Source organism: Shewanella sp. MF05956, assembly GCF_059758055.1.
This window is the reverse complement of record NZ_JCAYNV010000002.1, coordinates 180594-193125: the sequence shown is the minus strand read 5'-3', so window position 1 is coordinate 193125 and position 12532 is coordinate 180594. Positions and strand designations below refer to the sequence as shown.

General features: G+C 41.5%; 10 protein-coding genes. 5 read left to right on the top strand and 5 right to left on the bottom strand.

Annotated features, from left to right (window positions below; translation table 11 throughout):
- Nucleotides 1-6: 6 nt before the first annotated feature.
- Together AC19MX_RS02750 and deoD are read left to right on the top strand one after the other, a co-directional pair.
- Complete coding sequence (locus tag AC19MX_RS02750) at nucleotides 7-1224, top strand: phosphopentomutase (RefSeq protein ID WP_432399017.1); 1218 nt, start codon at nucleotides 7-9, stop codon at nucleotides 1222-1224.
- Nucleotides 1225-1326: 102 nt separating this feature from the next.
- The gene (deoD, locus tag AC19MX_RS02745) at nucleotides 1327-2037 is read left to right on the top strand and encodes a purine-nucleoside phosphorylase (protein ID WP_432399016.1); all 711 of its coding nucleotides are present in this window, start codon (nucleotides 1327-1329) and stop codon (nucleotides 2035-2037) included.
- A gap of 65 nt (nucleotides 2038-2102) precedes the next feature.
- On the opposite strand, the gene AC19MX_RS02740 is transcribed toward deoD, so the two are convergent.
- Nucleotides 2103-2798 (bottom strand): AhpA/YtjB family protein, encoded by a 696-nt coding sequence (locus AC19MX_RS02740; RefSeq protein WP_432399015.1) that lies wholly within the window; start codon nucleotides 2796-2798, stop codon nucleotides 2103-2105.
- 162 nt (nucleotides 2799-2960) lie between these two features.
- On the opposite strand from AC19MX_RS02740, the gene serB reads away from it, so the two are divergent.
- Together serB and AC19MX_RS02730 are read left to right on the top strand one after the other, a co-directional pair.
- Entirely contained in the window at nucleotides 2961-3947 is a 987-nt protein-coding gene (gene serB / locus AC19MX_RS02735) for a phosphoserine phosphatase SerB (RefSeq protein WP_432399013.1), read from the top strand.
- Nucleotides 3948-4086: 139 nt separating this feature from the next.
- Nucleotides 4087-4995, top strand: coding sequence for an alpha/beta fold hydrolase (locus tag AC19MX_RS02730; RefSeq protein ID WP_432399012.1), 909 nt, complete (start codon nucleotides 4087-4089; stop codon nucleotides 4993-4995).
- A 13-nt stretch (nucleotides 4996-5008) separates the two neighbouring features.
- Here the strand turns inward: AC19MX_RS02730 and AC19MX_RS02725 are convergent, their stop codons facing one another.
- Nucleotides 5009-7396 (bottom strand): PilZ domain-containing protein, encoded by a 2388-nt coding sequence (locus AC19MX_RS02725; protein ID WP_432399010.1) that lies wholly within the window; start codon nucleotides 7394-7396, stop codon nucleotides 5009-5011.
- A 463-nt stretch (nucleotides 7397-7859) separates the two neighbouring features.
- Here AC19MX_RS02725 and radA point away from each other — a divergent pair, with 463 nt between their 5' ends.
- On the top strand, nucleotides 7860-9239 hold the full coding sequence (gene radA / locus AC19MX_RS02720) for a DNA repair protein RadA (RefSeq protein WP_432399008.1): 1380 nt from the start codon (nucleotides 7860-7862) through the stop codon (nucleotides 9237-9239).
- Nucleotides 9240-9324: 85 nt separating this feature from the next.
- On the opposite strand, the gene AC19MX_RS02715 is transcribed toward radA, so the two are convergent.
- From AC19MX_RS02715 to AC19MX_RS02705, 3 genes are all read right to left on the bottom strand, one after another.
- Nucleotides 9325-9690 (bottom strand): PilZ domain-containing protein, encoded by a 366-nt coding sequence (locus tag AC19MX_RS02715; RefSeq protein WP_432399006.1) that lies wholly within the window; start codon nucleotides 9688-9690, stop codon nucleotides 9325-9327.
- Between the two features lie 170 nt (nucleotides 9691-9860).
- A complete protein-coding gene (locus AC19MX_RS02710; RefSeq protein WP_432399205.1) occupies nucleotides 9861-11138 on the bottom strand; it encodes a YjiH family protein in 1278 nt (425 codons plus the stop codon).
- Between the two features lie 458 nt (nucleotides 11139-11596).
- Nucleotides 11597-12526, bottom strand: coding sequence for a U32 family peptidase (locus tag AC19MX_RS02705; protein WP_432399005.1), 930 nt, complete (start codon nucleotides 12524-12526; stop codon nucleotides 11597-11599).
- Between the last annotated feature and the right edge of the window lie 6 nt (nucleotides 12527-12532).

The window sequence follows — 12532 nt, the reverse complement described above, 5'->3', positions numbered from 1 at the left end:
AACACAATGAAACGTACTTTTATCTTAATGCTAGACTCTTTTGGCCTAGGCGCTGCGACTGATGCTGATAAGTTTGGCGATGTTGGCTCTGATACTTTTGGTCATATTGCACAAGCGTGTGCTCAAGGCAAAGCTGACATCGGCCGTAAAGGTCCGTTAACACTGCCTAACCTTGCGAAGTTAGGTTTAGGCCATGCAGGTTTTGAAAGCACGGGTAAATTTGCTGACGGCTTTAACGCAGATGTTGAAGTGATTGGAGCCTATGGCCACGCTGATGAGCTCAGTTCTGGTAAAGATACGCCAAGTGGTCACTGGGAAATGGCGGGTGTACCTGTTCTGTATGAATGGGGTTACTTCAGTGACTTAACCAACTCTTTCCCGAAAGAGTTGACTGATAAAATTCTAAAACGTGCTGGTTTAGACGGTTTTTTAGGTAACTGTCATGCCTCAGGTACTCAAATTCTTGAAGAGTTGGGTGAAGAGCACATGAAGTCTGGTAAGCCTATTTTCTACACCTCTGCTGACTCAGTATTCCAAATTGCGTGTCATGAAGAGTCATTTGGCGTAGAAAACCTCTACAACTTATGCAAAATTGCTCGCGAAGAACTTGAGCCTTATAACATTGGTCGTGTTATTGCTCGCCCATTTGTTGGCACAGGTCCTGCTGATTTTGCTCGCACGGGTAATCGTCACGATTATGCTGTGTTACCACCCGCGCCAACGGTACTTGATAAAATGAAAGACGCCGGTGGCGAAGTCGTGAGTATCGGTAAAATTGCTGATATTTATGCCCATAGTGGTATTACTCAACAATTTAAAGCGACAGGTCTCGAAGAGTTATTTGACGAAACGTTAACGCAAATTAAACGTGCAGGTGATAAGACTATTGTATTCACCAACTTCGTTGATTTTGACTCTCATTATGGTCATCGCCGTGATACTGCTGGTTATGCTAAAGCATTAGAGTATTTCGATTCTCGTTTACCAGAATTATTTGCCATTTTACAACCAGACGATCTTGTGGTGTTTACTGCGGATCACGGTTGTGATCCAACCTGGGTAGGTACTGAGCATACTCGTGAACGTGTACCTGTATTGGCTTATGGTGCTGGTTTACCCGCAGGCTCATTAGGCCGTCGTCAGTCTTTTGCTGATATTGGCCAGTCTATCGCAAGCTATTTTAAGCTTGAACCGATGGACTATGGTAAATCTTTTATTAATTAGTCACATTTTCAAACGACGGTTCTATATAAAGTTTAATGTCTTTGCTAAACTGTATACATTATTAAGCAACACCAAATAAAATAGAAACATAGGGGTTATAACATGGCTACACCACATATTAATGCTGTAGAAGGTGCTTTTGCTGAAACAGTGCTTTTCCCAGGCGATCCATTACGTGCCAAATACATTGCAGAAACATTTTTAGAAAGTGTTGAGCAAGTGACTGACGTACGTAACATGCTAGGTTTTACTGGTACTTATAAAGGTAAGCGCATTTCTGTTATGGGTTCTGGTATGGGTATCCCATCTTGTTCAATCTATGCACATGAACTTATCAAAGACTACGGTGTTAAAAACTTAATCCGTGTAGGTACTTGTGGTGCAATCAGCACAGACGTAAAAGTACGTGATGTCATTATCGGTATGGGTGCTTGTACTGATTCACGCGTGAACCGTTTACGTTTTAAAGATAACGATTTTGCTGCTATTGCGGACTACAGCCTATTAAGTGCGGTTGTTGATTCTGCAAAAGTGCATGGCACTAACATCCGTGTTGGTAACGTGTTCTCTGCTGACCTTTTCTACACACCAGATCCACAAATGTTTGATGTGATGGAGAAAATGGGCATACTAGGTGTCGAAATGGAAGCTGCTGGTTTATATGGTGTAGCACATGAGTTAGGCGCTAAAGCATTATGTGTTGTAACTGTATCTGACCATATCCGTACTGGTGAGAAAACAACATCAGATGAGCGTCAAACTACGTTCAATGACATGATTGTTATGACTTTAGATGCAGCATTAACACTGTAATCAACATCGTAATAATCAAAAAGGGGCACTCAATGAGTGCCCCTTTTTATTGCTATTTAATCGAATTAAGATTTATCTTTATCTTTATCTTTATTGTCCGCATTTTCTGCAACGTTTTCAGCATCTGAAATTAACGCCACTCGCTTGGGTTTTTTACGTAATTTAGCCCGCGATTTTCGGCGGTCGAAATCTGCTCGTTTAAATGACAGTGCTCGAGACAATAACAAACCAATAAAACCAGCAACAATTAACATCATTTGCTGTAATTCCATGTTTTGTTCATGCAAAATTTTGATCTCGTCAAAAAAGATATCGAGATTTAAACGCACTTCAACATAGCCAAGATTGTTATCGTCTTGGATTACGTTTTCAATCAGTGGCGGGTAGGGCTTCAATAAGCCTTTTAGTGCTTCTGAGTCGGCCTCTAAATGCTCAAATGACACACTTTGAGCAAAGGCTAGCCTAACACCTTGTGAATTATAGATGTTAACCGACATGACTTTAGGATCAGCGGCTAACGCAGATGCCAACCATTGAAGTTGTTCATCATTTTGCAAATACATGGCTGGTGCTGCGCCATTAGCAGCTTGTTGCGCTAATAAACGTGCCATCACCTTGGTTTGTGAATTCAGCAAGTTTTGACCGTTACGAAGGCTTGCCTGCCATAAATGTATCAGACCAAAAATCAGCGAGATAGCGATTACGATTTGTAATATCCTACTGAATTTTTGTCTTTTCTTAAGACCTTTAACAAAAATCACTTTAATCCTCAGTGTTTTTTCTATTTAATTGGAGGCTGATTTGGGTTGATTGTTGCACTATGCAATGCTCAGCGGTAATCCAATTACAGAGAATTATCAAAAAGCTATACTAATCGAAAAAATAGCCAGTAGATAGTCGTAACATACTAAGAGGCCGTATTGATGCTACAACAACATGATAATGTTTTACTAAATTGGTTATTTTCAGAGACTTGTGAGACATATCAACATCTCGGCTGTGTATTATACCGTTATCAAGAGACCGATTATCCACTTAGCTTGCAAGCGGATTTGCCATACCGTTGTCGGGTGATATTTGAGTCACAATGTTCAGTCCAGATAGGAGCATGGTTAGCGTTAATCTCTGTGGATGCACATATTGCTAAGCTTGATCGCCAAAATGACTTGGTCGGTTTTGAGCTCTCAACTCAAACGCCAATAGATGAGTTGATTATCTTATTTCCACAAGAGATAGCCGCAGAAATCGTTCTTGTACAACAACCCTTAGCCCGTTTAAATCTTTGCGGTTTGTTAGTGATGGACATGGACTCCACCGCGATCCAAATCGAATGCATTGATGAGCTTGCTGCAATGGCGGGTGCGGGAGAGGAGGTGGCTGCCGTTACCGCCAGTGCCATGCGTGGTGAATTAGACTTTGAACAGTCTTTAAGGCAACGAGTTGCTAAACTCGCGGGAGCCGATGCCCAGATTATCGAACAATTATGCGATACCTTGCCTTTAATGCCAGGGCTTGAATCTATGATTGCGGAGCTTAAATCGCACCAATGGAAGTTGGTTGTGGCTTCTGGTGGATTTACGCCTTTTGTGGGGCATTTACAGAATTTACTAGGCTTAGATGCTGCCTATGCTAATGAGTTAGTCATTCAAGAGGGTAAGCTTCTTGGGGAAGTGACGGGTGTGGTGGTCGATGCACAATACAAAGCCAGCGTGATAGCAAAGTGTGCGCAAAAATGGTCAATAGCGTCTGGGCAATGCGTGGCAATTGGCGATGGTGCAAATGACATTCCGATGATCCAGGCCGCAGATCTAGGTTTAGCCTTTCATGCAAAACCTAAACTGATTGCCGCAGCCGATGCCGCCATTCAACGCCTCGATTTACGTGCTCTAGTATTTTGCTTACAAGCCTAGCCCGGCATAATGTCATCGTTTTAACTTAGTAAACCAATGATAACTAAATTCGCTAATATGAAGTTTTTACTCTAGTTTATTTGTATTTACTGGCAGTAATGATAGCGTAGCCTTATGGTTACCTTTATTTCTGCCAATTGTGAACACTGATATCCAACAACACTCTCTTTTTATTCCTTATCGTGAAGGCCAACTTCACGTAAGGCATATTCATCCTCAGTCTCCCCATGGGGCGACAACTCCTATTTTAATGCTGCATGGTGCAATGTCTAACGGCCGCGTGTTTTATAGTGATTCAGGTCGCGGACTGGCATGTTTTTTAGCGAAAGCAGGCTTTGATGTTTATGTGATGGACACAGCAGGACGCGGATTAAGTTTACCTAAAATTCAACGTGATTTTGCTTTGGGCCAAGGAGAGGTTATTCGAGAACAACTCCCGTTAGTGCATCAGTTCATTTTGCAACGTCACCCATTAGTGTCTCAAGTGCATTGGTGCGCTCATTCTTGGGGCGGAGTATTAATGGCCAGTAGTTTAGCCCGCTTTACCGATTTACAAACGAGTGTCGCATCGCTGTTAACATTTGGTTCAAAACGAACGATTAGAGTGAAATCACTAAAAAAGTGGCTTATGGTCGATTTTTTATGGAATCGTTTGGCGCCTTTTTTTGTTGCTAGAACCGGTTATTTAGACGCAAACCGTCTACGAGTCGGTATGGATAACGAAAGCCGGGCTTCATTATTACAAACCATTGATTGGGTGAGAGGTGACTGGGTCGATCACGATGATAACTTTGATTATGCTAGCGCGGCAATGCAAACCCAGTGGCCAACAAGCTGGTTTATCGCGGGTAAAAACGATCGAGTATTAGGTAATCCATCTGATGTGCGCGATATGATTGCCGAGTGTGGCTTTAAGCAAGTGAAATATACTTTGTTGTCTAAAGCGCAAGGAAATTTATTTGATTATGACCACGCAGGAATGTTAACCAATAAACAAGCTGAACAAGATCATTTCGTCACGATTAAACAGTGGTATTTAGCTTTATAAGGCTTGTTAACAGTTAAGCGTTAGTGGCCACAATACCAGGGTAACGTATTTCTACTTCTGCTGTAATATCAAGCAACTCACCCGCACCAATGACTTTCCAAAGCTGTTCTTCTAGCTGTTTTGCACGGTGATTGGCATGAATGTTGATGTATTCTAGTTCGCGGCGGATATAACTCATGTCGGGCTTATCAGTGGCGCCACGATATACTCGTAGTGCCATAAATCGGCCAACTTTTTTACTTTGTTGAATAAATTGTATTTGATTGTCTCTGCCACCCAGTTCCGATTTGAGTATACATTTTATTTGCACCGCCCCTCTAGGCTGGCGTACCAGCTGTATAAACACTTCAAAAAAGTCCATGTCGTGACTGGCTTTCATTGCTTTAATCGGATCAATAATTTGCTGTTTTAAGACATTATTATCCAATAATGGCATTAGGTTATACAGCAGTACCTGGTCTGTGTCTTGGGCAAATAAATGGCTAATTTCATCTGTAGTAGTACCAATGCCTATATAGGCCATTTGCGCTGATTTCACTGTTTTTTCAATAAAATAAGGCACACCTGGTAATTGGCGCATGAACAGATTTTTTAATCCGTCTGCCAGTTCTTTTAACTGTCCTTCATTGTCTGATAATTGTTCGAGTTTTTGTTTGTTATGTGCAATCAACTTATTTAAAAACTCAACACCTTCATGAGGTGCATGGCCAATCAATGCACTTAAATGCAACGTGAGGCCGTTCATACGGCTGCGTATTAATTGATAAGGTAAGTTAGATAAATTGGTTTTACCGGCAGCAGCCTGGAGCCGCGGGAAAGATAATGTCACTTGAGCCGGTTCTGTAAAGTCTAGAGCTTGCTCTAAAATCACTTGTAAACCACGGCTCGAGATATCGTGAGTAATCCCGGTGGCTTTTTTATCACCTTGCTGGACTGTCACTGAGGTTTTAAAAGCAAAACGGGCTTCATGGCGTCGCTCGCTAAAAGGCATCGATACTTTTTTGATACTGTGATTTTTGACCTTTGCTTGAGCAAAAATTTTTAACCCATTGGCATCTGCTTTATTAAACCAGCTTTGATAATCTCTACGTGCTTCTTCACTGGTCAAATCAATCAGTTGTAAAGTATGGCTAAATTGTGCCAGTTGCTGCTCGGTTAAGGCGTTATAACGAGCATCATCACCTGGGAGGGTTGAGGTTTTATAGTTTTTATTATGATCAATGGGTTGAGCGATTAATTTAAATACCCGCCAGCTGGCTTTCGAAGAGGCAAACCCAAGAAATAAGTTAAGATTTTTAGTGGCTTTTAACTCAGCTAATGTCGCCGAATAGTAATGTAATTTACCTTGAACATTATGCGTAAAGCTAAAAAACAGATTATGGTCGCTGTCAGCCGTGTTTTTAAGCACCTGAGTCAAACGTCGAGTATTGATTAAACTCGGTAATTGGCTGACTTCATTTTCATCTTGAAAGTAATGTTGTATGGGTTGATTACCACGCCCTAGCAACTCATAAGTAATGTGCGGTACTTCTTCCTTCATACTGACATATAAGGGTAAATGAGTTAATAAAGGTAAATAATGGCGCTCATAGCCTAAACCCGTAGCCGTAACGATGACATCGTTTACATCGACTTTATAGCGGAACTTATAACTGCGAATCACCATAGTGATTACTTTGTCGAGTGCTTTTCCATCACCTAGGCGTTTAAGCCTCAAAATGGCGTTACCGTCTTTATTTTGGATGTCGACAATTTGATAATCAACGCCATGTTGAATCTCATCAACAAAAAACTCTTCATTCAGTTCGAGTAATTTGAGTTTAATCGGCTTATCTTGATCTAAATGATGCTTTAATGGCAATTTTATCCGGGCACCGCCGACAGACAAATCGAGGGTTACGCCATTGATTTCACTTAAGCCAGGCTGAGTCACTGAGATGCGGATACTGTAATTCATTCGCTCTTCACAGCGATTAAAATAGCTACCAAGGACTACACCAGGTACAAGGTAAGGATTGACTTCGCTTGTAGCCTCTTCTGGCAAGATATTTCTCAGTTTTAAGCGTCGCAGTTTATGCGCTTTAACGACGTGTTCGTAAACCCCAAGCGTGTATTTATTACGGTATAACGGAAGAGTGTTGAGTAACGATTCTTTTGCGGGCTCATCAAGAAAATGTCGCTGATTAGCGATGACGACTTCTTCGCAGGGGAGTTCAGTTTTGTCACGTAAATCGATAACTCGGGTGCATTGTGATGAAATACGGTTAAGCTCCATTTTCAATAGAAAACGGGTGGAATTTGATTCATCAACGGTAAGCTGCTCAAAAATATCCTGAAAATCAGGTTCCATTATTAGCGGCTTAAGTTGTTCAATTAATGCACTGTGATTATCTAAACTCATTTATATTATCGTTTTATTGGGCTTATTGTGAGTCTGGCTGATGTTTTATCGGCTAGAAAGTGCTGTTCTTTATGATATTAACCATAATTATTCATTACCAATCCATTATAGGTACGTTAATATGGTGAGGCTGTGAATTAATTAGCAGAGTGTATTTACCGCTAATTAACAATCAGTGTGAACAAGATTGTAATAATTGGCAAGGTTCAAGATTAATATCGTTGTTATTTATCTCATTTTATTAACTTATTTAACCAGTCATCCTCGCGTTTGTCTATGTTCACTTGTATGTGTTGAATCAATAAATCAATTTTGTCCTTATCGGTTTATTGAGTGTCGGTTACAAGCGTACTCGCACTAGTTCGGTCATTCACATCGATCCCAGCATTAGCGCTAACATGAGTGCTTTTGGTACAAATAACACCGATAACCGATTTTTATTGAGAAAATGGTAGGAAATAGCATGGCTAAAGCTCCAAAAATGGCATTTGTATGTGACGATTGTGGCATGGATTATCCGCGTTGGCAGGGACAGTGTCGTTGTGGAGCCTGGAATACCTTGGTTGAAGTCCGTCTCTCTAGCGCTAAAACGGCGGCGTCTCGTCCTGCTGTATTAGGTTATGCTGGCGCTGCTGGCGGCGGTGCTAAAAAGCTTAATGAGGTTGAGTCTGTTGAAGCCGAAAAAAGGCTCACGGGAATTGGCGAGTTAGACAGAGTATTGAGTGGTGGACTCACTACTGGCTCTGTGAATATTATTTCAGGTGATCCTGGCGCAGGTAAAACGACTTTATTGTCAGATCTCGTCGCACGCATGTCTCAGTCTACCGCATCGTTATATTGTACCGCTGAAGAATCATTGTCTCAGTTTAAAAACCGCGTCAATCGTTTAAAGCTTAACTATAACGAAGATAATTTATACTTATTGTCTGAAACCAGTGTTGAATCCATCATTGAAGAATTAGAAGCGAAGCAAATTAAGTTTGCGGTTATTGACTCGATTCAAGCCGTGGTTACTGAAAACGCCAATGGCAGCCCTGGCTCACCTTCGCAAGTTAAAACTGCTGCTCAAGCATTTACGCAATATTGTAAAAAAAATAACGTCACCATGTTCATTATTGCTCATGTGAATAAAAATAACGAAATCGCCGGGCCACAAACCTTGGTGCACATTGTTGATTCGTTATTGCACATCGATACCAATGACGGTCAAATTCGTACCTTAAGAGCGAACAAAAACCGTTTTGGCGACGTAGATACTGTGGGCATTTTCCGCATGAGCGAACGCGGTATGCTCAGTGTCGATAATCCGAGTGAAATATTTTTGTCAGGCTCAACCACTGAATCGCCAGGTTCAACCATTACCTGTATTCGTAAAGGTAATCGTAATTTATTACTAGAGATTCAATGCTTAACCACCGAGACCGAGTCTGAGTTTCCACAGCGTGTGTGTGTGGGATTGAATATGAACCGGATTAAAATGTTAACGGGTATTTTGCGTAAACACACCAAGACCAAAATTTTCCATGATACTTTTTTTAATATCGTGGGTGGTTTGAAAATCGATGAGTCTGAAACCTGCATCGACTTGGCATTAGTCACGGCGTTACTCAGCAGTTTAAACGATTTTGTTATCCCTCGAACCACCTGCATTATGGGGGAGCTGAGTTTAAATGGCGATGTTAGGCCTATTGACAGTGGCGTGCCCAGAGTGAAAGAAGCTGCGCAACATGGTTTTACTGAGATTTTCATTCCATTTCGTAATTACCATAAATCGATGGAAGGCTTGGGGGCTAAAATTACTCCGGTTAAAACGATCCACGAGTTACTTGAATTGATTAATTAATGCTATGAGTCGGCAGAGCAATTGAAACAAAAATGGCAAACCAGATTGGTTTGCCATTTTTTTAGTGCTAAAGCTGTATACGTTGCTACGGCGTTGGGGTTACGAGTGAATTAAGTTCTCGGTCCAATAGCTCTGCATCACCCATATTCAATTCAATAATGCGGCGTAAATGGCTGATACTTTCAACGTCGATATGAACACATTTGAGCCCGAGATGTTCTGGGGTTTTATGAACGATTGCCGCTTGCATTTGCAGCTCAATATCGGAGTCTGGCAGCACAAATGCCAAGGTCACAATGGTATTAAGTTGTCCGGTATAACCTGACGGTAATTCCACTAAAGCCCCATTAAGGCTCAAGTCTAAAATTTTTGTACGCCAAGTTTGTTCTGTTTGCTCTATATGAGCACTAGCAGCAAATAAAATGCGAGAAAACTTACGTCTGTCGTCCATGGGTTACCCTTAATGCATTGAGTGGCAACGGGATACAGTCCGCAACCATTGAGTCTATTGTTATTGTTTAAGCATACTCGATTTTCAATTTTTTCGCTGGGTTTTTAAGCTAAAAAAAGGAGCGCATTGCGCTCCTTATGGGATGGGTCACAAATATGGCCAGTATTACTTTAGATGAGTAAATGACCCATTAGCGCGATAATTGGCAGTGTAACCAAAGTACGCAGGATAAAGATAACAAATAGCTCAAAAAAGTTAACCGGGATTTTACTGCCGATTAAGAGTGCACCGACTTCGCTCATGTAAATTAACTGAGTCACAGATAACGCCGCAATCACAAAGCGGGTTAAATCAGATTCTATTGAACTGGCTAGGATAGAAGGGATAAACATATCCGCAAAACCAACGACAATTGTCTTTGAAGCTTCGTTGGCTTCCGGTATTTGCAGTAGCTCTAGCAAAGGAATAAAAGGCATACCCAGGTAGTTAAAGATTGGTGTGTGCTCTGCAAGTACGAGTGCCACAGTACCAATTGCCATTACGACGGGGATGACGCCAAATATCATGTCGACAACGTTTTTAATCCCTTCAACTAATACATGCTTTACGCCACCAGCAGTAGAAGCCCGTTGCATAGCTTGTTCAAAACCCCAAGAGAATACCCCGTGGTTTTCTGGCACGCTTTCGTCATCTTCATGACGTGGGGTATTGTCGATATAGGTGTCTTTCTTCCACGACAATGGTGGTAATTTAGGCACGATAACCGCGGCAACAATACCGGCTAAACAGACGGTAAGGTAAAAAGGCACAAACAAGTGCTCAAGCTTAACTTGTGAAATCACCACTAGGCTGAAGGTGATCGATACCGCAGAGAAGGTCGTGCCTATAACCGCAGCTTCTCTTTCAGTATAAAAACGCGTTTCATACTGTTTATTGGTCATTAAAATGCCGACGCTGCCGTCACCTAACCAAGACGCCATACAATCGATAGCGCTTCGACCTGGCAAGTTAAAAATCGGACGCATCACTTTAGTGAGTAAAGTGCCAAAAAACTCAAGCAAGCCGAAATTTAACAATAGCGGTAACAACATGCCCGCAAAAATAAACACCGAAAATAAAACAGGCACTAAATCGTTGAGTACTAGGCCGCCAGTCGCTGAAGAAGTGATCATTTCAGGACCCACTTGCAAATACACCATCACAATAAATATGGCGCCCAATATACGCGTCGCTAACCAAAATAAATTAACTTTAAGTAAGGTGCGTAAAAAGTGATTTTTGCGAACAAACTGGGGGTTAACAATACGTGTCAGTAAAGAGGCTATCGCCATCAATACGACAATACCCGCAACAATTAGCTGAATAGAACTGCCCATTCCAGATTGTAGCGCTTTAGAAATGATCGCAATCGGAATGGTGATAGCGCCATCAATACTGATAGGCGTCATAAACAGTAACAGACCAATCAGGGATGGGATAATAAAGGTCAGTATTGTTTTAATATTATGTTTTTTGTGTGTCACGTTAAATACACCTTACGTATGTGCTTTAAAGTGGCTCTTTGTGCAAGGCCACTGCGATTATGGACGATAAGTGAATGTCCATTCAGCTGTACTTTTTAGGGAGGCAAGGTTACCCCCTTATTTGTGGTATGTAAAATGATAACTGAGACGAATAGATATTAGTTAAATGTGGGTAGATATACGTGTTGATGATCACGTATCAGCCCTAATAAATAGACAAAGTAATGAGCGATAGTCTCGATCTCATTCGATTTTTAACGATTTGATGTGGTCGCGATAAAAAGGATTTTGCACTGTTGTGATTAATATCGCGACATTGCAAAATCATTCGTAAGAAAAGCTTCACATCCAATGCCAACCTGTTGTCATTGGATGTGAAGTGTTTACTCTGCTGGAGTAGAGGGGGCGGAACAGTTCATTCCCGGCAGCCCAAACCAATATCCATTACAATGATGAGCATTGGTATTTAAAAGCTCAAATTGTGTCAGCTCGTCTTGCAATGTTGCATTATTATTTAGCTGAGCCTGATTAAGTAAGGTGGCTAAGGTATTTCCTAAGGCAACATCGGCTAATTTATTCGGTGATATGCGCCAGTAATCGACACCCATATTGATCATTTGTGGTATTTGGCTGATGAGATCCACCTGCGCCGCAGATTGGGTTTGAATGCCGTTCAACCTCAACAAGGGTTGTGACTCCTGCGTTTGGGCTAGCAATCCTTTGCTATGTCGCTGGCAAATGGTTTGGCATTTGTCTTTTGGTAGCTGGTAGTGTTTAGCGGTAAAGCAGCGAGCTGAGTGCGCTAATGGCATATAGCCGTGGCCTAATACTTCAATTTCATATTGTGGGTGAATGTCTGAGTCGATAACAGCTTGCAGCCAACTTTGTGATAATTCACATGGCATTACAAAGCGGTACATGCCTTTTTGATGTAACAAATCCAAGCTGGCGCGATTGTAATTATTAATGGTAGGTCCGCACACAAAAGGAAGGTTAGCCTGGTGGGCATAATACACTCCCGCCATATCGTTGGCTTCAATACTAAAATCACCATTATTGATTGCACGTTTTAATTCATTGAGTTCAGATTGCGCTTCGACTAACGCCATCGTCGACAATACCACGTGCTTACCATGGGCTTTGAGCATGTGAGCTAAAGCCAAATAATCAGCAAACTTGAGTTCTCGGCGACGGCTACAGACCGTTTCGCCTAGGTATACGGTATCAATATTGCTGTTTGCGACGTGTTGATAAAATTGCTCAACATCCGCTTTAGACCAGCAATAACTTATTGGTGCAAGAGATATTTTCATCGTAAC